The organism is Pseudomonas sp. FG35 (assembly GCF_057809295.1).
Map to the genome: position 1 here is coordinate 349,164 of NZ_JBMDJR010000005.1, position 23,211 is coordinate 372,374.

Annotated in this window: 21 protein-coding genes; 9 read left to right on the plus strand and 12 right to left on the minus strand. The window is 61.3% G+C overall.

Annotated elements, in window-relative coordinates:
- Positions 1 to 13: 13 nt before the first annotated feature.
- The 5 genes from ACODTD_RS12960 to ACODTD_RS12980 all read right to left on the minus strand — a co-directional run bounded on the left by ACODTD_RS12960 (position 14) and on the right by ACODTD_RS12980 (position 4,745).
- Complete coding sequence (locus tag ACODTD_RS12960) at positions 14 to 757, minus strand: penicillin-binding protein activator LpoB (protein WP_221615794.1); 744 nt, start codon at positions 755 to 757, stop codon at positions 14 to 16.
- A gap of 3 nt (positions 758 to 760) precedes the next feature.
- Positions 761 to 1,348, minus strand: a complete 588-nt coding sequence (lpoB, locus tag ACODTD_RS12965; protein ID WP_007951848.1) for a penicillin-binding protein activator LpoB — start codon at positions 1,346 to 1,348, stop codon at positions 761 to 763.
- Positions 1,349 to 1,384: 36 nt separating this feature from the next.
- Positions 1,385 to 1,759, minus strand: coding sequence for a YcfL family putative periplasmic lipoprotein (locus ACODTD_RS12970; RefSeq protein WP_011336502.1), 375 nt, complete (start codon positions 1,757 to 1,759; stop codon positions 1,385 to 1,387).
- A 15-nt stretch (positions 1,760 to 1,774) separates the two neighbouring features.
- On the minus strand, positions 1,775 to 3,169 hold the full coding sequence (locus ACODTD_RS12975; protein WP_011336501.1) for a COG3014 family protein: 1,395 nt from the start codon (positions 3,167 to 3,169) through the stop codon (positions 1,775 to 1,777).
- Positions 3,170 to 3,371: 202 nt separating this feature from the next.
- Positions 3,372 to 4,745: a COG3014 family protein gene (locus ACODTD_RS12980; protein WP_201818828.1), complete on the minus strand. Its 1,374-nt coding sequence runs from the start codon at positions 4,743 to 4,745 to the stop codon at positions 3,372 to 3,374.
- A 151-nt stretch (positions 4,746 to 4,896) separates the two neighbouring features.
- Between ACODTD_RS12980 and ACODTD_RS12985 the strand changes: the two genes are divergently transcribed.
- Positions 4,897 to 6,792: an FTR1 family protein gene (locus tag ACODTD_RS12985; RefSeq protein WP_489104904.1), complete on the plus strand. Its 1,896-nt coding sequence runs from the start codon at positions 4,897 to 4,899 to the stop codon at positions 6,790 to 6,792.
- 4 nt (positions 6,793 to 6,796) lie between these two features.
- Entirely contained in the window at positions 6,797 to 7,252 is a 456-nt protein-coding gene (locus ACODTD_RS12990; RefSeq protein ID WP_041475621.1) for a YaiI/YqxD family protein, read from the plus strand.
- A gap of 48 nt (positions 7,253 to 7,300) precedes the next feature.
- Here ACODTD_RS12990 and elbB read toward each other — a convergent pair whose 3' ends face one another.
- Entirely contained in the window at positions 7,301 to 7,969 is a 669-nt protein-coding gene (gene elbB, locus ACODTD_RS12995) for an isoprenoid biosynthesis glyoxalase ElbB (protein WP_197867131.1), read from the minus strand.
- Positions 7,970 to 8,084: 115 nt separating this feature from the next.
- Here elbB and ACODTD_RS13000 point away from each other — a divergent pair, with 115 nt between their 5' ends.
- Positions 8,085 to 9,320 (plus strand): sterol desaturase family protein, encoded by a 1,236-nt coding sequence (locus tag ACODTD_RS13000; protein WP_489104905.1) that lies wholly within the window; start codon positions 8,085 to 8,087, stop codon positions 9,318 to 9,320.
- Here ACODTD_RS13000 and ACODTD_RS13005 read toward each other — a convergent pair.
- Positions 9,301 to 9,957, minus strand: a complete 657-nt coding sequence (locus tag ACODTD_RS13005; RefSeq protein WP_285354317.1) for a DedA family protein — start codon at positions 9,955 to 9,957, stop codon at positions 9,301 to 9,303. The two genes, ACODTD_RS13000 and ACODTD_RS13005, sit on opposite strands and share 20 nt — an antisense overlap.
- Before the next feature lie 208 nt (positions 9,958 to 10,165).
- Here ACODTD_RS13005 and hemB point away from each other — a divergent pair, with 208 nt between their 5' ends.
- Together hemB and ppk1 are read left to right on the plus strand one after the other, a co-directional pair.
- Complete coding sequence (hemB, locus tag ACODTD_RS13010) at positions 10,166 to 11,179, plus strand: porphobilinogen synthase (RefSeq protein ID WP_007951836.1); 1,014 nt, start codon at positions 10,166 to 10,168, stop codon at positions 11,177 to 11,179.
- A gap of 18 nt (positions 11,180 to 11,197) precedes the next feature.
- Positions 11,198 to 13,423 (plus strand): polyphosphate kinase 1, encoded by a 2,226-nt coding sequence (gene ppk1 / locus ACODTD_RS13015; protein WP_285354318.1) that lies wholly within the window; start codon positions 11,198 to 11,200, stop codon positions 13,421 to 13,423.
- Positions 13,424 to 13,489: 66 nt separating this feature from the next.
- On the opposite strand, the gene ppx is transcribed toward ppk1, so the two are convergent.
- The 5 genes from ppx to ACODTD_RS13040 form a co-directional block, all read right to left on the minus strand.
- Positions 13,490 to 14,992: an exopolyphosphatase gene (gene ppx / locus ACODTD_RS13020; protein WP_489104906.1), complete on the minus strand. Its 1,503-nt coding sequence runs from the start codon at positions 14,990 to 14,992 to the stop codon at positions 13,490 to 13,492.
- Between the two features lie 248 nt (positions 14,993 to 15,240).
- Positions 15,241 to 15,978, minus strand: a complete 738-nt coding sequence (locus ACODTD_RS13025; protein WP_011336491.1) for an amino acid ABC transporter ATP-binding protein — start codon at positions 15,976 to 15,978, stop codon at positions 15,241 to 15,243.
- Positions 15,965 to 16,615 carry an amino acid ABC transporter permease gene (locus ACODTD_RS13030; protein ID WP_011336490.1) on the minus strand — a complete coding sequence of 217 codons (651 nt, stop codon included), beginning with the start codon at positions 16,613 to 16,615 and terminating at the stop codon, positions 15,965 to 15,967. The genes ACODTD_RS13025 and ACODTD_RS13030 overlap by 14 nt, the downstream gene beginning before the upstream one ends.
- On the minus strand, positions 16,612 to 17,292 hold the full coding sequence (locus ACODTD_RS13035; RefSeq protein WP_011336489.1) for an amino acid ABC transporter permease: 681 nt from the start codon (positions 17,290 to 17,292) through the stop codon (positions 16,612 to 16,614). Before ACODTD_RS13035 ends, ACODTD_RS13030 begins: the two co-directional genes overlap by 4 nt.
- Before the next feature lie 21 nt (positions 17,293 to 17,313).
- Positions 17,314 to 18,099, minus strand: coding sequence for a transporter substrate-binding domain-containing protein (locus ACODTD_RS13040; RefSeq protein ID WP_011336488.1), 786 nt, complete (start codon positions 18,097 to 18,099; stop codon positions 17,314 to 17,316).
- A gap of 256 nt (positions 18,100 to 18,355) precedes the next feature.
- Between ACODTD_RS13040 and ACODTD_RS13045 the strand changes: the two genes are divergently transcribed.
- The 4 genes from ACODTD_RS13045 (at position 18,356) to ACODTD_RS13060 (ending at position 23,193) form a co-directional block, all read left to right on the plus strand.
- Complete coding sequence (locus tag ACODTD_RS13045) at positions 18,356 to 19,063, plus strand: FadR/GntR family transcriptional regulator (RefSeq protein ID WP_011336487.1); 708 nt, start codon at positions 18,356 to 18,358, stop codon at positions 19,061 to 19,063.
- 120 nt (positions 19,064 to 19,183) lie between these two features.
- A complete protein-coding gene (gene trxA, locus ACODTD_RS13050; protein WP_003206727.1) occupies positions 19,184 to 19,513 on the plus strand; it encodes a thioredoxin TrxA in 330 nt (109 codons plus the stop codon).
- Between the two features lie 250 nt (positions 19,514 to 19,763).
- Positions 19,764 to 21,023: a transcription termination factor Rho gene (gene rho / locus ACODTD_RS13055; RefSeq protein WP_011336486.1), complete on the plus strand. Its 1,260-nt coding sequence runs from the start codon at positions 19,764 to 19,766 to the stop codon at positions 21,021 to 21,023.
- Between the two features lie 172 nt (positions 21,024 to 21,195).
- Positions 21,196 to 23,193, plus strand: a complete 1,998-nt coding sequence (locus tag ACODTD_RS13060; RefSeq protein WP_221615790.1) for an acyltransferase family protein — start codon at positions 21,196 to 21,198, stop codon at positions 23,191 to 23,193.
- Positions 23,194 to 23,211 lie beyond the last annotated feature (18 nt).

A 23,211-nucleotide genomic window follows, 5' to 3' on the forward strand; every position in this document is an offset into this window, starting at 1 on the left:
TTCCGGCGGTTGATCAGCGCAGGATTACCGGCGCGGTATCTCGCGGCAGATTGTTGCGTTGCTGCGGCTCACGCGGCTGCTCGTAGCTTCCACCGCCCAGCTGCATGCTCAGCTGTCCGGCCACGTCTTCGCCCAGCGCCTTCGACACGTCACGCACCACCCGCGGGCGGTTGAGCGAGATCTTGATGTCGCGGTGGTTCACCAGTTTGGTGTCCTGCGCTTCACCCATCGCCGTGAAGGCCGAAGTGATTTCGAAGGTCTTGGTGTTGATCAGGCTGAAATCGGCCACCAGCGTCAGGCCCAGTACGGCGGAATAGCTGTCGGTGTTCGCCAGCTCGTTCACGTCCTGGGTGAAGTCGATGTCCGACACGGTACCGAACAGCACGTAGTCGGCACCCTTGAAGTTGCCGGCCTTGATCCGCTTGATCACGTCGTAGACGTCACCCTTGGACGACGCGGTGTACGGCGTGCCCTGCACCAGCTGGAACATGCCGGTACGCAGGATTTCACCCTTGATGTCGCCGGTGAATTTACGCAGTTCGGTCTGTTCGATATAGCTGGTGGTGGCTTCGAGTTCGTTGTAGCTCGAAGAACCGCTGGAGCTGTAGTAACCCTCACGGTAATTGTTCTGGGCCGAAACGATGTGGATGTATTGCTCCACACGTTCCTGATATGCCAGATCCGTCACCGCGACTTTCGGGGCCGCTTGCACGCTGAACGCGCAAGCCAGGGCCAACATGCCAATCCATGTGCGCATCGATTAACGCTCCGTGGTTTTGCGGATCTCTTTCTCGTCCATCCACTCGGCCAGGCCGCTTTCAACGTCGATCAGTTGCAGGCTGAATTTGTAGAAGACGTCCTTGTAGTCGCTGCTGCGCTTGACGATCGAGCTGATCGAACCTTCAAGACGGTATTTGGCGGCGATCATGTTGCCAGTCTTGGCCACGGTGCTCTTCTTGTACAGGCCGCTCTGGTTTTGCAGCTTGAGCTGGTCGACCTGGCTCTGCATCGCGGTGTTGTCGCTGGCGAAGCGGGCGGTGCCGGACTTCATCAGCTGGGTCTTGATGCTGGTGGTGATTTCGCGAGTGTCGATGTATTCGCTGGTCTTGTTCTTGACGTCGTAAACCTGGACCACAGGGCGACCCTGCAGAATGCCGGACTGGGCCAGAGAACGGGTCATCGACTCGGCGATCATCTGCAGGTCGGTCGAACCGAACTCGTTGGTTACGGTTTCAACGGCCTTGGTGTCGCCGTAGCTGATGTTCTTGCTGCCCAGGGTCGGCGAAGTGTTGGCGCAACCGCTGGCCAGCAGGGCGAGGACGGCGATGAAGGAAAAGCGTGCAAACATGGGAATGCTCTCTGAATCGGGAATAGGGTGTCGGGCTTACGGCGTCTTGAGTTCCAGACGGAAATCCACGGCTTTAGGCGTCGGGGCAATGCCCTGGATGAAGCTGGTCTGGGCGCCGTACATCATCTGGCTTTTCCAGACTTCTTCTTCGGCGATCGGGAAACCTTCCGGCCCGAGCCAGGCGAAGCGGTAGTAGAACGTCTTGTTGCTGTTGAGGGTGTTGCTCAACTGCACGTTGACGGTCATGAAGCCGTTTTCCCGGGCCACGCGCATCGCGCCGACCACGATGTGTTTCTGCGGGCCCATGGCCACGACCTTGCTCGCGGCACTGCCCGGCTCCGGTGGTGGCGGGGTGGCGCAACCGCTCGCCAGCAGGGCGAGGGCGGCGACGGCGATGAGTTTGAAGCGCATGCAAAGACTCCGTTCTTAAGGTTGTTTGAGGCTGGCCACGGCGGTGGCGCCAGCGCTCGGGGTGACGTGGGCGGCGATGCCGGCAGCGAACACCTGATTGCCGACGGCGCGCAAGGTGATCACCTGATAACGCTGGTCGACGGTGATCTTGACCTGAGAGCCACCGACGGCGCTCGGCAGAGTGACTTGGTGCTCACCTTTCTTCAAGCGCAGACGGACCACTTGTGTGGTGTCCGGCAGGGTACGCCACGTACGGGTATCGGCACCTTCGAGCACAGCTGAAGAAATACCCACCGCCAGACCCGCCAGCGGGTTGGTTTCGTTGATCTTCTTCTGCGCCACACCTTTGGTGATCGCGCGCACGGTGGTGCGCAGGATGATCCCCGGCATGTCATCGCGCAGGGCGCGACGGGACATGGCGGTGGTGCTGTTCAGTGCGGTCAGGTCGACCTGTTGGCCATCGACGCCGATCTGCGCGAACGTCGCGGTGGAGGTGTCAGGCTTGATGATCGGGAACGACAGCGGAGTAATCACTACGTTGTTGGAGATTGGCAGCGGCAACGGCACGCGGATCGAATCGCGGGCCGGCGCCAGACCGCTTTGCACCACGATCAGAATGTCGCTGTCGTCGCTCTTGACCGGCTTGTCGAGATTGACCAGCGCCTGCTCCAGCAGCGGGGTGTTCGGGCGCAACTCGGCAGCCTTGCGGTAGCCCGGCGCAGCGAGGTCTTTCTCGCCCAGGGCTTCATAGACGAAACCGGCCAGGTAATGGCTGAACGCACTCTGGTAGCTGTTCTTCAGGCCGACCACTTCCGGCGCGTCGAGGCTGGCGACCGGGTAGCCCTGCAAGTCCTTGTATTCGGTCTTGATGCCTTCTTTCTCGGCTTCCTCTTCGCTCTTGAGGTATTCCTTGTCGCGCAGGTCGGCGATCACCGCTTCGCGTTCATGAGTCTTCTTGATCGCGGTGCGGGCGCCGTCGAAATCGTTGACCGCCAGCAGGTTCAGGGCCATCTGCGTGGTCAGCATGACTTTTTCGTAGTCGTAGCCTTCGTAGCGGCGCACCTTGTCGTTGACCAGGAAACTGCCGAACTGGGCCAGGTACTTGTCGGTGTCGAGCTTGACCGAATCTTCCCACTTGCCCACCACCTGGTCGGCGCTGGTCCAGGCATTCTGACTGCCGGACAGATCGCCCTTGGCGCGCAGCAGTTCACCCTTCTCGAAGTAATAGAGCAGGTCCTTGTCCGGGCCGGTGTTGTTCTTTTCCAGCAGGGTCAGGGCGGCGTCGACGTTGCCGGTGGCCAGTTGCTGGTTGGTCTGGGCCAGTTCGGAATCGTAGTTGCGAAACGCCGAACAGCCGGACAGCAGGGTGACAGCGCTGAGCGCGATCAGGGTGGGGGCGCGGAATGCCATGGGGTACTTCTTCCATGAGTAGCGACAGCCTCGGGTGCGGGTCGGGCTGCTGGGACCGATCGGCAGTGGCGCTGGCCTCCTGCCAATTCCTCATAAAAAGAGGAGCTTTAATGCCGCATCGCGATAGCGCGGGCGCGGCATTATAAGCGGGCGATGCTGGCTATGTAATAGCTTTTTAATTGCATGGTTTAGTTGGGTGCCATTACTTATCCGGCAATCTGGCATTGCCGATGACGTTGGCGACATCTCTCAGAACTCGCAGGTTGACCAACTGGTGATCGCGGTCGATGCGCAGGATGACCGATGACGCTCCGGGCGCATTGGGTGCATTGAATCGATGATCGCCTTTCTTCAGTCTAATGCGTGCCACCAGTGTCTTGTCGGGGAGCGTGCGCCAGGTTCTGGTATCGGCCTCCTCAAAGGGGTCGTGCTCGGTGACAACCAGCGAGGCCTTGGCCGGATTGCGTTCGTTTTCCTGGGCCTGGGAAATGGCGGCCATGTTGGCGCGGAACATCGCCCGGGAAATGATCGCCGGCATGTCATCGCGCAGCGTACGAAACGCCATGTCGGTGACGCTGTTGATCACGGTCAGCGGGCGTTTGCGGCCATCCACCAGGATGTGGTCGAACGCCGGTGTGATGGTGTCCGGCACCAGGATGGGAAACGAGATCGGCGCGGTAATGACCAGGTTTTCATTGAGCCGCACCGGGATCGGCACCGTTACCGAGCTGCGGGCCGGCGCCAGACCGCTCTGGACGACGATCAGAACATCGCTTTCATCATCCTTGGCCGGCGGTTTGTCGAGATTGCGCAACGCCTGTTCGAGGAAGGGCGTGTTCGGGCGCAACTCGATCGCCTGGCGATAACCCGGTGCGGCCAGATCCCGTTCACCCAGCGCTTCATAGGTGAATCCGGCCAGGTAATGGCTGAAAGCACTCTGGTAGCCGTTCTTCAGTTCAATCACCGCCGGCGCATCCAGGGTGGTGACGGGATAGCCCTGCAGATCTTTGTATTGCACGATGATGCCTTGAGCTTTGGCCTGTTCCTCGAGCTCTTCATACTGGCGCTCCCGCTGGCGGGCGATCAGTGCTTCACGTTCGTGGGTCTTCTTGATGTCTGCCCGGGCGCCGTCGAAATCACTTTCACCCAATTGGTTGAGGGCCATCTGTGTGGTCAGCATGACTTTTTCGTAGTCATAGCCTTCGTAGCGGCTGAGCTTGTCATTGACCAGCATGGTGCCCATTTCATAGGCAAACCGGTTGAGCAGCTTCATGGGGGCGGAAGGCACGGCTTCTTCACGCTGGAACACCATCCGGTCGGCGCTGCGCCAGGCTTTCTGGCTCTGCGGGCGGGCGTTGGCGAAGCTGAGAATCGAACCCTTCTCGAAGTAGTAGAGCAGGTCCTTGTCTTCCCACGGGTTGTGCCACTCCAGCACATCCAGGGCGCCCTGATAGTCGCCGAGCATCAACCGGTCATTGGTCTGCTGCATTTCCAGATCGTAATTGCGATAAGCCGCGCAGCCGCTCAGTTGCAGGATCGCGCTGATTAATACCGGGAGCAGCAAGCATTGGCGCATGGAGTGCAGCTCTTCCTTGAACAGAGAGGCGATAGGTGACGGATTATAGGGGCGGGCAATGGCCATGTGCCGGGTATTGGAGAGAAAGCTTGAGGGAATCGCGCTCGAAGTGAACAATATGTAACTTCGCATTTCCACTTGAGACTCATTCATGACTGCCGCGTCCCGATTTCTGGCCTGGCTGGTGTTCCCGTTGTGCGCCCTGAGCAGCTTCAATCTGCTGGCCGACACCGTGGAAGGCGCGCCGCAAGCGCTGCACCTGCTCGATTACATCAGCGCCGATTACCCGCCGACGGTTGAGGCAGGCAAGGTCACTGACGACGGCGAATACCGCGAGCAGCTGGAATTCACCCAAGTGCTGCAAGGGCTGATCGCCGGCCTGCCGGCCAAGCCGGAGAAAGTGGCGCTGGAGCAGGGCGTCACTGCCTTGCACGCCGCGATCACGGCGAAACAGGATGGCGCGGACGTCGCCCGTCAGGCCCGGCAACTGGGGGCGAAACTGGCGGTGGCCTATGAAGTCAGCCAGGCCCCGATCATCACGCCTGATCCGACCCGTGGTGCGCCGCTCTACGCGCAAAACTGCTCGGTGTGCCACGGCGACGCGGGTGCCGGCGACGGCCCGGCGGGCCTCGGCATGACGCCGGCACCGGCCAATCTGCGCGACGCTGCGCGGATGGATCACCTGAGCCTGTATGCGATCTACAGCACCCTCGGCCAGGGCGTCGAAGGCACTGACATGCCAGCCTTTGCCGATCAACTGGACGACCGTCAGCGCTGGGATCTGGCGACCTATATCGCGCAGTTCAGCGCCGATCCGGCCACGGCCAAATCCGACAAGACCTACAATATCGCCGACCTGGCCCGCCAGACCCCGGCCGAAGTGCAGGCCGCCGAAGGCCCTGAAGCCGCGGCGATCTTCCGTGTACAACGGGCGCAGCCGCCGCAGGTCAATCGCGGCCCGGCGCAGTTGCTCGACTACACTGCCGCGACGCTGGACAAGAGCCTGGCGGCGTACCGCGCCGGTGAACACGATCAGGCTTACGACCTGTCGGTGGCGGCGTATCTGGAAGGCTTCGAACTGGTCGAGAGCTCGCTGGACAATGTCGACGCCAACGTGCGCAAGGACACCGAAAAATCCCTGATGGCCTATCGGCAATCGCTGCAGGACGGCTTGCCGGTGGAGCAGGCCGAACAGCGTCTTGACGCGGCCAAGGCCAAACTCAAGGAGTCCGCCGGCTTGCTGGGCAGCGACGGTCTGAGCTGGTCCCTGAGCTACATCTCCGGTCTGTTGATTCTGCTGCGCGAAGGCCTGGAAGCGATTCTGGTGCTGGCGGCGATCCTCGCGTTCCTGCGCAACACCGGCCAGCAATCGGCGGTGCGCAGCGTCAACGTCGGCTGGGGGCTGGCGCTGCTGGCTGGCCTGGGAACCTGGGCGCTGGCGGCCTATGTGATCGATGTCAGCGGCTCCCAGCGTGAGCTGTTGGAAGGCGCCACGGCGCTGTTCGCCAGCGTCATGGTGTTGTGGCTCGGGGTGTGGATGCACGACCGTCGGCACGCGGCGGCCTGGCAGGATTACATCAAGCAGAGTCTGGTTGGCGGAGGCGGGCGTTTCGGGTTTGCGATCCTGGCATTCTTCTCGGTGTACCGCGAACTGTTCGAAGTGATCCTGTTCTACGAAACCCTGTGGCTGCAGGCCGGTCCCGCCGGGCATAACGCGGTACTTGCTGGTGGTGCGACGGCATTGGTGTTGCTGTTCGGTCTGGCGTGGGTGATCCTGCGCGGCTCGGCGAAACTGCCGCTGGCGCTGTTCTTCAGCATCAACGCAGCGCTGCTGTGCGCGTTGTCGGTGGTGTTTGCCGGCCACGGCGTGAAGGCGCTGCAGGAAGCCGGGATCTTCGGTACCCGGCCGGTGGCGTTCTTCGATTTCGACTGGCTGGGGATTCACGCCGATGCGTATTCGCTGACGGCGCAGGCCGTGGCGATCGCGGCGATCATCGTGCTGTACGGTCGCAGTCGGGTGGCTGAAAAGCGCCGAGTGGCGGCTTGAGATGATGCGCGTATGGATCGATGCCGACGCTTGCCCGAAGATGGCCAAGGAGTTGGTGGTCAAGTTCGCCCTCAAGCGCCGCTTCGAAGTGGTGCTGGTGGCGGGGCAGCCGCAGAGCAAGCCGGCGCTGGCGCTCGTCAAGCTGATCGTGGTGCCGAGCGGCCCGGATGCGGCGGACGATTATCTGGTGGAACACGCGGTGCCGGGCGAACTGGTGATCTGCAGCGACATCCCGCTGGCCGACCGACTGGTGAAGAAGGGTGTGGCGGCGCTGGACCCGCGAGGCAAGGAGTTCGACGCGCAGAACATGGGTGAACGGCTGGCGACTCGCAATCTGTTCACCGACCTGCGCGAGCAGGGCCAGGTCAGCGGCGGCCCGGCACCGTTCGGTGACCGGGAAAAGCAGGCGTTCGCTAATGCGCTGGACCGGATACTGACGCGGCTGGCGCGCCAATCCTGAGTCTTTGATCGTTCCCACGCTCTGCGCGGAAACGATCACCGCCGCCAATCAGGCGTCGTTTTCGTGGGTCAGTTCCAACACCCGATCCACCAGCTTGTTGATCCCCGAAGCCGCCTCGCTGATCGTCTGCGCCAGCATGTACGCCGGGGTGGTCACCAGTTTGCGCGCCTTGTCTTCGACGATATCGGTCACCGCGCAGTCTTCATGGGTGGCGCCCATCTTGTTCATGGCGGCGGCCGTGTCGGCATCGTTGCCGATGGTGCAGGTCACGCCCGGGCCGTAGATCTTCGCGGCCAGTGCCGGCGAGATGCAGATCAGGCCAACAGGCTTGCCCGCTTCGGCAAAGGCTTCGGCCAGCGCCAGCACTTGCGGCTGCACGGTGCAGCCGGCGCCTTCGATGGCGAAGTTCGACAGGTTCTTCGCCGCACCGAAACCGCCAGGCACGATCAGCGCATCGAAGTCCTCGACATCGGCCTCGCGCAGATCCTTGACGTTGCCCCGGGCGATGCGCGCCGATTCCACCAGCACGTTGCGCGACTCGGGCATTTCCTCACCGGTCAGGTGATTGATCACATGCAATTGCGCGATGTTCGGGGCGAAGCACTGTACCTGGGCGCCGCGCTGGTCGAGGCGCAACAGGGTGATGACGCTCTCGTGGATCTCGGCGCCGTCGTAAACGCCGCAACCGGACAGGATCACTGCAACTTTTTTGCTCATGGGTTTCTCTCCAGATTCATGGCGCTAAATGTCCTCTAATTTGTCGTTCGTTGCCATAGGATCAAGCCGCGGCTACACCTAGGATCTGTGCTACAGACTCCGACCAGGGCGCGTCATGAACTTCATCCTGTATGCGGTACCGTTTTTCTTCGTATTGATTGCGGTGGAGCTCATCGCCGACCGTTGGCGCGGGGTGAGCAACTATCGCCTGGCCGATGCGGTGAACAGCATCAGCACCGGGGTGTTGTCGACCACCACCGGCCTGTTGACCAAGGGCGTGGGCCTGGTGACCTATGGGTTTGCCCTGGAGCATCTGGCGCTGGTCAGGTTGTCTGCGGACAGCGTCTGGGTCTGGGTGTTTGCCTTTGTCTTCTATGACTTCTGCTATTACTGGCTGCATCGCATGGGCCATGAACGGAACATCCTCTGGGCGGCGCATTCGGTGCATCACCAGAGCGAGGACTACAACCTTTCCACGGCCTTGCGCCAGACCAGCACCGGGTTCCTGCTGAGCTGGATCTTCTACCTGCCGATGGCCGTGTTCGGGGTGCCTTTGCTGGTGTTCGTCAGCGTTGCGGCGCTGAATCTGCTGTATCAGTTCTGGGTCCATACCCGGCACATTCCCAAGCTCGGCTGGTTCGAGTGGTGCTTCGTCACGCCGTCCAATCATCGGGCCCACCATGCACAGAACGCTCTCTACATGGATCGCAACTACGGCGGGGTGTTCATTATTTGGGACCGTCTGTTCGGCTCGTTCCAGGAAGAGGACGACAACGAGCCGGTGATTTTCGGCGTGACCACGCCGCTGGCGAGCTGGAATCCGTTGTGGGCCAACCTGCAGTTTTACGCGCAGCTGTGGGACGACGCGCGTCGGGCCGAGCGTACGTGGGACAAGCTCCGGATCTGGTTCATGCGCACTGGCTGGCGTCCGGCGGACGTCGCGGCGAAGTACCCGATGAGCAAGCCGGACCTGAGTCAGTTCCGCAAATTCGAGGTGCCGCTGGACAGCCGTCAACAGTGGTACGTGGGGTTGCAGTTTGCCGCCTATGTGGCGCTGGGCAGTTATCTGATGAATCTGGAACACAGTCTGCCCACCGGAGCATTGGTACTCGGCTGGGGCGCGGTGGCGTTCGGTTTGTTCGTGTTGGGCGTGGCCCTGGAGAATCGCCCGTGGGCGGGTAAGCTGGAAGTGCTGCGGCTGGCATCGAACCTGCCGCTGGTGTGGCTGGCGCCGCTGGTCGGGCTGTGGCCGGCCAGCCCGGGGATATGGGTCGGTTTGCTCTGTTACAGCCTGCTCAGCGGCATCGGGCTGTATGGCTGTCGCCAGCGGCTTAGTCGGCTGGCGTCTTAGGATCGGCGGCGTTGGTCATTTCGGTTTTGTGCCGTTCGGCCTTGGCCAGCAGCTCGGCCTGTTCTTCCTCGTAAACCTTTTTCGCCAGCCGGGCATTCTTGAACCGGCGGCGCAGCCACAGGCCCAGGCCGAGTATCAACAGCGCGCCCAGTACCCACAACTCATACTTTTTGATGCTGCCGAGCATGCCTTCGAGCACGGCGCCGAAGTGGTAGGCGGCAGCAGCCAGTGCGGTGGCCCAGATCGCGGCGCCGATACCGTTGAGCAGCAGATAGCGTCCCGGCGGATAGCCCGAGAGGCCGATTGCCACCGGCATCACCGTGCGCAGGCCGTACACGAAGCGAAAGCTCAAGACCCAGATGTCCGGGTGCTTGCGGATGTGTTCCAGCGCGCGGTCGCCCATCATCTGCCAGCGCGGTTTGCGCGCCAGCAATTTGCGTCCGTGCTTGCGGCCCAGGAAGTACCACAGCTGATCACCGGCGTAGCTGCCGAAGAACGCCACGACCACCACCAGTTTGATGTCCATGTATTCACGGAACGCGAGGAAGCCCGCGAGCACCAGGATGGTTTCGCCTTCGAAAAACGTCCCGAGAAACAGGGCAAAGTAGCCGAAGTCATGCAGAAATTGTTGGAGCATTGTCTGGGTGCTGGCGAAATGAACGCGCAGCCTAACCCTTCGGACACATTCAGGAAAGTGTCGAAATGTGTCTCGACGTGAACATTTCCTACACGGACAATGGAAAGCGACTACCTGTCGCAGGGGTGCACATAACTGTCATACGACCGTCATAATGGCCATCTATAACTGTCACGCTCGCCCGTTTGCGCGGGCTCAGGAGTCTGCCGTGAGCTTTACCCCAGCCAACCGTCTGTTCCCTGCCACCCGCCTGCGTCGCAATCGCCGTGATGATTTTTCCCGGCGGCTGGTGCGTGAGAATGTGTTGACGGTCGATGACCTGATCCTGCCAGTGTTCGTGCTCGACGGTGAAAATCGCCGCGAAGCTGTGGCTTCGATGCCGGGTGTCGAGCGCCTGACCATCGATCTGCTGCTTGAAGAAGCCGCCAAATGGGTCGAGTTGGGAATTCCGGCGCTGGCGCTGTTCCCGGTAACGCCACCGGAACTCAAATCCCTCGATGCCGCCGAAGCCTGGAATCCCGAAGGTATCGCCCAGCGCGCCACCCGTGCCCTGCGTGACCGATTCCCCGAGCTGGGCGTGATCACCGACGTCGCCCTCGACCCGTTCACCACACACGGTCAGGACGGCATTCTCGATGAAGAAGGCTATGTGCAGAACGACATCACCGTCGATGCACTGGTCAAACAAGCCTTGTCCCACGCTGCTGCGGGCGCCCAGGTGGTTGCCCCGTCGGACATGATGGACGGCCGCATCCAGGCGATCCGCGAAGCGCTGGAGCTGGCCGGTCACGTCAACGTGCGGATCATGGCCTACTCGGCCAAGTACGCCAGCGCCTATTACGGCCCGTTCCGCGATGCCGTGGGTTCGGCGGCGAACCTGGGCAAGGCGAACAAGGCCTCCTATCAGATGGACCCGGCCAACAGCGACGAAGCGCTGCACGAAGTGGGTGCGGACTTGTCTGAAGGCGCGGACATGGTCATGGTCAAACCCGGCATGCCGTACCTGGACATTTTGTTCCGGGTAAAAGATGCCTTCAAAGTGCCGACCTTCGTCTATCAGGTCAGCGGCGAATACGCCATGCACATGGCGGCGATCCAGAATGGCTGGTTGAGCGAAGGCGTGATCCTCGAATCCCTGACCGCCTTTAAACGTGCCGGCGCTGATGGCATCCTGACTTACTTTGCTGTCCGTGCCGCTCAATTGTTACGAGAGCAGAAATAGCCCTCCCAGGAACATTCGATGAATACCGAAGGACTCACTGAAGTTGCCGTAAAAGAAGCTCAACCCGTGGTCGAGCAGATTACCGAAACCCCGCCGGAACTGGAGCCTGCGCCACCTGCGCAGGCGGCAGAGCCCGCCGCGGCGGTTCCGGCGATCGCGATTCCCGGCCTGGATGACAGCAGCCTGTACATCCACCGGGAATTGTCGCAACTGCAGTTCAACATCCGCGTGCTGGAACAGGCGCTGGACGAGTCCTACCCGTTGCTGGAGCGGCTGAAGTTCCTGCTGATCTTCTCCAGCAACCTCGACGAATTCTTCGAAATCCGCGTCGCCGGCCTCAAGAAACAAATCACCTTCGCCCGTGAACAGGCCGGCGCCGACGGCCTGCAACCGCATCAGGCACTGGCCCGCATCAGCGAACTGGTGCACGGTCACGTAGACCGTCAGTACGCGATTCTCAACGACATCCTGCTGCCGGAGCTGGAAAAGCATCAGGTGCGCTTCATCCGCCGGCGCAACTGGACAACCAAGCTCAAGACCTGGGTGCGCCGCTATTTCCGCGACGAGATCGCGCCGATCATCACCCCGATCGGCCTCGACCCGACGCACCCGTTCCCGTTGCTGGTGAACAAGAGCCTGAACTTCATCGTCGAGCTCGAGGGCATCGACGCCTTCGGTCGCGATTCCGGTCTGGCGATCATCCCGGCACCGCGTCTGCTGCCGCGGATCATCAAGGTGCCGGAAGAAGTCGGCGGCCCTGGTGACAACTATGTGTTCCTGTCGTCGATGATCCACGCCCACGCCGATGACCTGTTCCAGGGCATGAAGGTCAAGGGCTGCTACCAGTTCCGCCTGACCCGAAACGCTGACCTGGCGCTTGATTCCGAAGACGTCGAAGACCTGGCCCGCGCCCTGCGTGGCGAGTTGTTCTCCCGCCGTTACGGTGATGCCGTGCGTCTGGAAGTCGCCGACACCTGCCCGAAACACCTGTCGGACTACCTGCTCAAGCAGTTCAACCTGAGCGAGACCGAGCTGTATCAGGTCAACGGTCCGGTGAACCTGACGCGTCTGTTCAGCATCACCGGCCTGGACAGCCATCCGGAGCTGCAATACACGCCGTTCACGCCGCAGATCCCGAAACTGCTGCAAAACAGCGAGAACATTTTCAGCGTGATCAGCAAGCAGGACATCCTGCTGCTGCACCCGTTCGAGTCGTTCACCCCGGTGGTCGATCTGCTGCGCCAGGCCGCCAAGGACCCGCACGTTCTGGCCGTGCGCCAGACTCTGTATCGCTCCGGCGCCAACTCGGAAATTGTCGATGCGCTGGTGGACGCCGCGCGTAACGGCAAGGAAGTGACGGCGGTCATCGAGCTGCGTGCGCGCTTCGACGAAGAATCCAACCTGCAACTGGCCAGCCGTCTGCAAGCGGCCGGGGCGGTGGTGATCTACGGCGTGGTCGGCTTCAAGACCCACGCCAAGATGATGCTGATCCTGCGCCGCGAGCAGGGCGAGATCGTGCGTTACGCGCACCTCGGCACCGGTAACTACCACGCCGGCAACGCCCGCCTGTACACCGACTACAGCCTGCTGACTTCCGACGACGCCTTGTGCGAAGACGTCGGCAAACTGTTCAGCCAATTGATCGGCATGGGCAAGACGCTGCGGATGAAGAAGCTGCTGCATGCGCCGTTCACCCTGAAGAAGGGCATGCTCGACATGATCACCCGCGAGACGCAATTCGCGCTCGACGGCAAACCGGCGCACATCATCGCCAAGTTCAACTCGCTGACCGATCCGAAGATCATCCGCGCGCTGTACAAGGCCAGCCAGTCCGGCGTGCGCATCGATCTGGTGGTGCGCGGCATGTGCTGTCTGCGTCCGGGCATCGCCGGGGTTTCGCACAACATTCACGTGCGCTCGATCATCGGCCGCTTCCTTGAGCACACCCGAGTGTTCTACTTCCTCAACGGTGGCGAGGAGCAGATGTTCCTGTCCAGCGCCGACTGGATGGAGCGCAACCTCGACAAGCGCGTCGAGACCTGCTTCCCGGTGGAAGGCAAGAAGCTGCTGACCCGGGTCAAGAAAGAGCTGGAGCTGTACCTGACCGACAACACCCACAGCTGGAGCCTGCAATCGGACGGCCGCTACATTCGCAACACGCCAACCGGCAACCAGAACCCGCGCAGTGCGCAGGCGACGTTGCTGGAGCGATTGGGCAGCCCGATTCTGCCGGTGAGCAGCTGACCGCAGGTTTCATAGCCATAAAAAAGGCGATCCATCCGGATCGCCTTTTTTGTGCCTGCCCGTTACTCAATGCACGGTCAGGACAATCCCCACCCGCGTCAGCCATTCGGCCTCAAGCCCGAAATCCGCCTGGGTCAGCTGGTTTTCATCCAGCCAGTTCTCCGGGAATTCCACGTCGAGGTGGTTGCCGTTGGCATGCAGCGTCACTTGCGGCATCGCCTGGGTGCCACGAATGTGGTGGAACAGGATGGCGAAACGCAGCAGCACACACAGACGGATCAGCTTGTCGCCGTCGTCTCCGAACTCGGCGAACTTGTCTTTGGGGATGTTGCGACGGTGGCCACGCACCAGCAGCGCAAGCATCTGCTGGTCTTCGCGGGAGAACCCGGCGAGGTCCGAGTGTTCGATCAGGTAGGCACCGTGCTTATGGTAGTGATAGTGAGCGATGTCGAGCCCGACTTCGTGCACTTTCGCCGCCCAGCCCAGCAGTTCGCGCCAGATACCGTCATCCAGCTCCCAGTCCACGGCCACTTGATCGAACGCGTGCAGGGCTTTGCGCTCGACCCGTGCGGCCTGTTCGAGGTCGACGTGGTAGCGCTCCATCAGCGAGGTCAGGGTGCGTTCGCGCACGTCTTCGTGGTGGTGGCGACCCAGCAGGTCGTAGAGCACGCCTTCACGCAGCGCGCCTTCGCAGTGATCCATGCGTTGCAGTTCGAGGGCGTCGAAAATCGCTTCGAGAATCGCCAGGCCCGCCGGGAAGATCGCCCGGCGATCCGGCTTGATGCCTTCGAAATCGATCTTGTCGACATCGCCGAGCTTGAACAGGCGGCGCTTGAGCCACGCCAGACCTTCGGCATTCACTTCGCCGGTGCCGTGACCGCCGGCCTTCAGCGCCAGGCCGATGGCGCGGATGGTGCCCGAGGAGCCGATGGCTTCATCCCAGGTCAGGCGATGCAAGGCGTGTTCGATGCTCATGATTTCCAGCCGCGCCGCCGTGTAGGCCTGGGCGTAGCGGGCCGGGGTGATCTTGCCGTCCTTGAAATAGCGCTGGGTGAAACTCACGCAGCCCATTTGCAGGCTTTCGCGCAGCAGCGGTTCGAAACGCTGGCCGATGATGAATTCGGTACTGCCGCCGCCGATGTCGGCGACCAGGCGTTTGCCCGGGGTATCGGCGAGGGTGTGGGACACGCCGAGGTAGATCAGGCGGGCCTCTTCACGACCGGAGATGACTTCCACCGGATGGCCGAGGATTTCTTCGGCATGGCGGATGAATTCGCCACGGTTGCGCGCCTCGCGCAGGGCGTTGGTGCCGACGATCCGCACGGCGCCCAGCGGCATGCCGTTGATCAGTTGGGCAAAGCGCTTGAGGCAGTCGAGCCCGCGCTGCATGGATTCTTCGTTGAGCTGGCGCTCATCGTCGATGCCGGCGGCCAGCTGAACCTTTTCCCCGAGCCGTTCGAGAATACGGATTTCGCCGTTCTGGGCCTTGGCCACGACCATATGGAAGCTGTTGGAGCCCAGGTCGATCGCGGCGATCAGGGACAGATTCTTGGCTTGGGATTGCGGCATGGTCAGGGGGTCTCGGTCGATAACCCCGACATCGTGCCACGATCAAACGCTGCCGCCAACGCGCATGGTTCAAACCCTTGATTCAGCGCATAAAGTCTCAAGACCGCGGCGCGGCCATTCGCGGGCAAGCCCGCTCCCACAGGTTTTGTGTCGAACACAAAACCGTATCCCGCTAGAGAACCCTGTGGGAGCGGGCTTGGTCCGGGCGGCGATCCGACGATGAGGCCAGAAAAGTCTCTGAGAATCCTTCAGGCAGTCGCTTCCACGGTGCCAATGAAATTCGCCAGTTCCGGCGTCTGCGGATCGGCAAACAGCACTTTCGGATCGCCCACCTCGTGCACCTTGCCCTGATGCATGAACACCAGTTTGTCCCCGACCTCCCGGGCGAAGCGCATTTCGTGGGTGACCATGATCAGCGTCATGCCTTCCTTCGCGAGCTGGCGGACCACGCTGAGCACTTCGTTGACCAGCTCCGGATCCAGCGCCGAGGTGATCTCGTCGCACAGCAGCACCTTCGGCGACATCGCCAGCGCCCGGGCAATCGCCACGCGCTGTTGCTGACCGCCGGAGAGACGCTCAGGAAAGGCATCGAACTTCTCACCCAGACCCACACGTTCCAGCATCCGCCGCGCGAGTTCCTGCGCTTTGGCCTTGGGCACTTTCTGTACCACTTGCGGCGCGAGCATCACGTTTTCGCCCACCGTCAGGTGCGGGAACAGGTTGAACTGTTGGAACACCATCCCGACCTTTTGCCGCAGGCTGCGCAGGTCGGCGCGGGCGGCGTCCAGGTATTCGCCATCGACTTCGATCACGCCGTCGTTGATCGACTCCAGACCGTTGAGGGTGCGCAGCAGGGTGGACTTGCCCGAGCCGCTGCGGCCGATGATCGCCACCACTTGGCCTTCCTCGACGCTCAGGTCGATGCCTTTGAGCACGTGGTGATCGCCGTAGTATTTATGCAGGGCGGAAATTCTAAGCAGAGGCATGCAGTCTCCTTTCCAGGTAGCGCGCACTGAGGGACAGGGGGTAGCAGAGCAGGAAGTAGCCCAGGGCCACGAGGCCGTAGACCATGAACGGTTCGAAAGTGGCGTTGGCGAGCATGCCGCCGGTCTTGGTCAGTTCGGTGAAGCCGATGATCGAGGTCACGGCGGTGCCCTTGACCACTTGCACCGAGAAACCCACGGTCGGCGCTACGGCGATGCGCAGCGCCTGCGGCAGGATCACGTAGCGCAGTTGCTCCAGCGGATTCAGCGCCAGGCTCGACGACGCTTCCCACTGACCGTGGGGAATCGCCTCGACGCAGCCGCGCCAGATCTCCGCCAGATAGGCACTGGTGAACAGCGTCAGGGCAATCGCCGCCGCCATCCACGGCGAAATCTCCACCCCGGCCAGCGCCACGCCGAAGAACACCAGAAACAGCTGCATCAACAGCGGTGTGCCTTGAAACAGTTCGATCCAGGTGCGGGCGATGCTGCTGGGCAGCGGGTTTTTCGAGATGCGCATGATCAGGATCAGCAACCCGACGATCCCGCCGCCGATGAACGCCACCAGCGACAGCGCCAGCGTCCATTGCAGGCCGGTGAGCAGGTTGCGCAGGATGTCCCAGAACGTGAAGTCGCTCATTGGCTGCTCCTTGCGCTGCTTTTCGACAGGTAGCGCCGACCGAGCCAGTTCAGCAACTGCCGGATCAGCAGCGCCATGCACAGATAAATGAGGGTGGTCAGGGCGTAGGTTTCAAAGGCGCGGAAGTTGCGCGACTGAATGAAGTTGGCAGCGAAGCTCAACTCCTCGGTGGCGATCTGCGAACACACCGCCGAACCGAGCATGACGATGATGATCTGGCTACTCAGCGCCGGCCACACTTTGCCCAGTGCCGGCAGCAGCACCACGTGGCGGAACGCTTCGAAACGGCTCATCGCCAATGCCGCCGCAGCTTCCAGCTGCCCGCGCGGAATCGCCTGGATGCCGGCGCGGATGATCTCGGTCGAATACGCGCCGAGGTTGATCACCATCGCCAGCACCGCCGCTTGCCACTCGGAAATCTGCACGCCGAGGGACGGCAGACCGAAGAAGATGAAGAACAACTGCACCAGAAACGGCGTGTTGCGGATCAACTCCACATAAACGCCGAAGATCGTCGAGAACGGGCGGATGTTCCACGCCCGCACCAGCGCTCCGACGATGCCCACGCCAACCCCGAACAGCGCGCCGATGGCCGTTAGCTCAAGGGTGAACAACGCCCCGCGCAGCAGCAGGTCGGTGTTTTCCACCACCGGCAAGAAATCGAACTGATAGGCCATGAAAGTCTCCCGCGTCGCCGATCAGAGATCGGCCGGCAGCGGCTCTTTGAGCCAGGTCTGCGCATTTTTTTCCAGTGCGCCGTCAGCCTTGGCGGTGGTCAGGATCTCGTTGACCTTGCCCAGCAGCGCCGGCTCGTTCTTGTTCACGCCGACGTAGACCGGAGAATCCTTGAGCTTCACTTTCAACGCCGGTACGCGTTTCGGGTTCTTCTCGCTGATCGCGACCATCACCACGTTGCCGCTGGCGATCAGGTCGACCTGGCCTGCGAGGTAGGCGGCGATGGTCGAGTTGTTGTCTTCGAAGCGCTTGATGGTCACGCCTTCGGGAGCGACCTTGGTCAGCTCGATGTCTTCGATGGCGCCCCGGGTGACGCTGATGGTCTTGCCCTTGAGGTCGTCGAGGGTGCTGACGGCTGCGTCCGGCGGGCCGAACACGGCGAGGTAGAACGGCGCGTAGGCGCGGGAGAAGTCGATGACCTTCTCCCGCTCGGGGTTCTTGCCGAGGCTGGAAATCACCAGATCGACCTTGCCGGTGGTGAGGAACGGGATGCGGTTGGTGCTGTTGACCGGGGTCAGTTCCAGTTTGACCTTGAGCTGTTCGGCCAGCAGTTTCGCGGTGTCGATATCGAGGCCGCGCGGTTTCATGTCCGGGCCGACCGAGCCGAACGGCGGGAAGTCCTGGGGCACGGCGACTTTCAAAGTGCCGCGTTTGACCACGTCATCCAGACCGTCGGCATGGGCGGGGGCCTGGCTCAGCATCAGACCGGCAAACAGGGCGGCGAGGAGGGCGCTGTAACGCTTCGTCATGGACAATCTCCGGATCGGCGGGAAGTGAATTCTGCGATCGGACAGAGCACGGGGCGTGCCAAAACGCCGATTTCGTTATGCAAAGCCACGGGTTTAGCGGGTTTGTTCGGTCTTACTGGTCTGAACAGTCAGGTCGGGTTTCGCACTGCGATAGCGCATCGGCTTGCGCCGCCGAACCCCGCTGGGGCACGACTTGCCTGATCCTTCGAATAGCATTACAACTGGCCGCACCTTGGCCTGGTCCGTCTGGAAAACCATGAACTCGATCTCCCGCGCCGTACCCGAAGTGGCGCTGCAAGCGATCCGCAAACTGATTACCGAGCAGGGCTTCGGCCCCGGCGATGCGTTGCCCTCGCAACGGGATCTGGCGGTTCAGCTGGGCGTCAGCCGCGCTTCGTTGCGTGAGGCGTTGTCGTCATTGAGCGCGCTGGGTGTGGTCAGCATCCAGCCGGGCAAAGGCGTGTTCGTGCAGGCACCGGTGGAGCTGCCGCGTGGCGAGGGCGCGCCGGCCTGGCCGTTTGCCGCCCAGGCTTCGCCGCTGGAAATCTTTCAGTTGCGCTATGCGCTGGAAGGGTTTGCGGCCGGTCTGGCGGCGGTGACGCTGAGCACGTTTGATCTGGACGAACTGGAAGACAACGTTGCCGCCATGCGCGAGCAACTGCGCGTCGGTGACTTCGAGGCAGCGGCGAAACTGGATTTCGAATTCCACCGGCGGATCCTGCTGGCCAGCGGCAATCAGGCGATGCTGAGCATCCTCACCGCCAGCGCCGACATCTTTCTGGAGAGCCAGAAACTACCGTTCATCCGCGCCGAGCGGGCCATGGAAACCTGGCAGGAACACCGCAAGATCCTCCGTGCCTTGGCTCGCCGGGCTTCCGCCGCCGCGCAGAAAGCCATGCAGGAGCACGTGCGCAACGCGGCCCTGCGTACCGGAATTTCCTTCATCGCCCCCGCCAGCGCGTGACTTGAGCTATACCCAAACTCATCGAGTGCCATAGCAAGACTCAATCATCTGCGGCTTCCTGAACAAGGGAAGGGCGGCTATGATGGGCCACGTTTTTTTGCTTACAACCTGGAGAATTCCATGAGCAGCGATCTGATCAAACACGTTAGCGACGCTAGCTTCGAAGCCGATGTACTCAAGGCCGAAGGCGCTGTCCTGGTCGACTACTGGGCTGAATGGTGCGGCCCTTGCAAAATGATCGCTCCGGTTCTGGACGAGATTGCAGAGACTTACAAAGGCAAGCTGACCGTCGCCAAGCTGAACATCGACGAAAACCAGGAAACCCCTGCCAAGCACGGCGTACGTGGTATTCCGACCCTGATGCTGTTCAAGAACGGCAACGTGGAAGCGACCAAGGTCGGCGCTCTGTCGAAGTCGCAACTGGCTGCTTTCCTCGACGCCAACATCTAAGCGTCGCGGTAAAGATTGTCCGCAAAAAGCCCCGCAAATTGCGGGGCTTTTTGCGTATTCAGGGCTAGACGCTCCGAAACTCAGGTGGTACATTCGGCCCCGCACTGGTTTCTCCACTGCCCCCTGCTAGCCGTCGCCGACGCACTCCTTTTCGAATAAGTACGCGATCCTGTCGCCTTCTCCGCGGCGCGGCCTCATTAAGCCAAAAGCTTAATTTCCCCCCCTCCATAAATGATTACGTCATTCCTATATGAATCTGACTGAACTCAAGCAAAAGCCGATTACCGAACTGCTCGAATTGGCCGAACAGATGGGCATAGAAAATATGGCCCGTTCGCGCAAGCAGGACGTGATTTTCTCCCTGCTGAAAAAGCACGCTAAAAGCGGTGAGGAAATCTCCGGTGATGGCGTGCTGGAGATTCTCCAGGACGGCTTCGGCTTCCTGCGCTCCGCTGACGCTTCCTACCTCGCCGGCCCTGACGACATCTACGTCTCGCCGAGCCAGATCCGCCGTTTCAACTTGCGTACCGGTGACACCATCGTTGGCAAGATCCGCCCTCCTAAGGAAGGCGAGCGTTATTTCGCCCTGCTCAAGGTTGACACGATCAACTTCGATCGTCCTGAGAACGCGAAGAACAAGATTCTCTTCGAGAACCTGACCCCGCTGTTCCCGACCGTGCGCATGAAGATGGAAGCCGGCAACGGTTCCACCGAAGACCTGACCGGTCGTGTGATCGACCTGTGCGCTCCGATCGGCAAAGGCCAGCGTGGTCTGATCGTTGCACCGCCGAAAGCCGGTAAAACGATCATGCTGCAAAACATTGCAGCGAACATCGCCCGTAACAATCCTGAAGTTCACCTGATCGTGCTGTTGATCGACGAGCGTCCGGAAGAAGTGACCGAAATGCAGCGCACCGTGCGCGGCGAAGTGGTTGCCTCGACCTTCGACGAGCCGCCGACCCGTCACGTGCAAGTGGCTGAAATGGTGATCGAGAAGGCCAAGCGCCTGGTCGAACACAAAAAGGACGTGGTGATCCTGCTCGACTCCATCACCCGTCTGGCCCGTGCCTACAACACCGTGATCCCGAGCTCCGGCAAGGTGCTGACCGGTGGTGTCGATGCCCACGCCCTGGAGAAACCGAAGCGTTTCTTCGGCGCCGCGCGCAACATCGAAGAAGGCGGCTCGCTGACCATCATCGCCACCGCGCTGGTTGAAACCGGCTCGAAGATGGACGAAGTGATCTACGAAGAGTTCAAGGGCACCGGCAACATGGAGCTGCCACTGGACCGTCGTATCGCCGAGAAGCGTGTGTTCCCGGCCATCAACATCAACAAGTCCGGTACCCGTCGCGAAGAGCTGCTGACCGCCGACGACGAACTGCAGCGTATGTGGATCCTGCGCAAACTGCTGCACCCGATGGACGAAGTGGCGGCCATCGAGTTCCTGGTCGACAAGCTGAAAACGACCAAGACCAACGACGAATTCTTCCTGTCGATGAAGCGCAAGTAACATCGCCGGTTGATTCAGAAAATGGCGCCCCTTTGGGGGCGCCATTTTTTTTGCCTGTTTTTTGTCCGGCCGGCAGGAGGTTTGCGATCTGGTAAGGTCAGTGACTTGGCAAAACAACAAGCAGCGTTCGATGCTGTACAAAAAACAACCATCTGATTGGCATTAGAGATTTATGAGCACACTCGCTTATCGAAGGGATATCGACGGCTTGCGGGCAGTCGCGGTGATTGCCGTGGTGCTGTTCCATTTTGGCGTCCCGGGTTTCACCGGCGGTTTTGTCGGTGTGGACGTGTTTTTCGTGATTTCCGGTTACCTCATCACCTCGATCATCTGGAACCAGCGCCAGACCGGCCGTTTCAGTTTCGTCGAGTTCTGGTCGCGGCGTGCGCGGCGGATTCTGCCTGCGCTGTTTGCGATGATCATCGCGGTGCTGGCGGTGGGCTGGTTTCTCATGGCGCCCAAGGACTACGAAGAGCTCGGGCGCTCGGTGCGTTATCAGGTGATGTTCGTCTCGAACATCCTGTTCATGCGCCAGGACGGCTATTTCGATGTCGCCTCGGACCTCAAACCGCTGCTGCACACCTGGTCGCTGGCGGTGGAGGAACAGTTCTATATCGTCTTCCCGCTGTTGCTGACGCTGATGTCGAGTCGCTTGAAACACTGGCGGCTGGCGTTGTTCGGCGTACTGCTCGTGTCGTTCGGGCTGAGCGTCTGGGCGGTCCATCAGCACCCGGAAAAAGCCTTCTTTCTGTTACCGATGCGAGCGTGGGAGCTGCTGGCCGGAGCGATGCTGGCGATCGCGCCGATGCATGGCTGGCGCCTCAAGCCGATGGCGGCGCAATTCTTGAGCTTGCTCGGCATGGGCCTGATTCTGTTGGCGGTGTTCGGTTTCGACAAGCGCACACCGTTTCCCGGTGCGGCTGCATTGCTGCCGGTGCTTGGCGTTGTGCTGCTGATTCTGGCCAACGGTCATCGCCAGACCTGGGTGGGTCAATTCTTGAGCAGTCGGGCCATGGTCGGCCTGGGCCTGATTTCCTATTCCTGGTATTTGTGGCACTGGCCGGTGTTCGTGTTTTCCAGCTACGCCAGCGTCGAGGAACCGGGCGCCTTCGACAGCGCCGGGATGATCCTGCTGACGCTGGTGCTGGGTTATCTGTCATGGAAACTCATCGAGACGCCATTTCGCGAGCGTCGCGTCTTGGCCGGGCGTCGGCAGATTCTCCTGGCCGGTGCCTGCGGCGTGCTGGTGCTTGGGTTGGCCGGACAAACCCTGCGCTGGACCGATGGGTTGCCATGGCGGTTGTCCGATCAGGCGCTGCAATACGCCAAGGGCCGTGAATGGCGGCCGGAGTTGATGGCATGCCTGGCCGACGACAAGACTCCCGATGACAAGCTGTTTTGCCATTACGGATTGCAAAACCGTGCTTCGCGGGCGCTGGTCTGGGGCGACAGTCATGCCACGGCGTTGATCCCGGTCTTTGATGACGGGGCAAAAGCCCATGGCGTCAGCGTGATGCTCGCCAGTTCGCCGGGCTGCATACCGGTGGAAGGTCTTGAGCATGACGCCCGCTGCGCGCGGTTCAACCAACGAGTGGTGCAGGCAATCAAACCGCAAGCCGTCAGTGATGTGGTGCTGGTTGCGCGCTGGAGTCTGTATCTCTATGGCGATGCCAAAGGTGATCTGGGCCATGTCTTGAGAACGCCTGACGGGCAATACGACCGTGCCGTCGCCGAGCAACGCCTGACTGATGGTCTGCGCGAGCGGGTGGCGCAGTTGCGGGCCGGTGGGCATCGGGTCTGGTTGGTAAAAGAGGCGCCGTTGCAGGACTTCAGCCCGCCATACCGTCTGACGCGGCTGGCGATGCTCGATCGTCCTGTGGACGACGTCGGGTTGAACGTCGCTGAACACCACAAACGCCAGGCTTTCATCAGTCAGCTGTTCGCTGATCTGGCGAAGGATCCGGCGGTACGCGTCATCGATCCGGCGCCGAAGCTGTGCGATGAGAGCGGTCTTTGCCGTGCAGAGCTCGGTGGTTACTCGCTGTACACCGATGACAATCACCTGTCGGAGGTCGGCGCACGTTTCGTGGCACCGATCCTAGAACCCTTGTTTGTTAGCCTGCAGGCCAGGACAAATCTTGGAAAAGGTCAGGCGAATGCAGCCAAGTAAGCAGTGACGGGCTGCCAG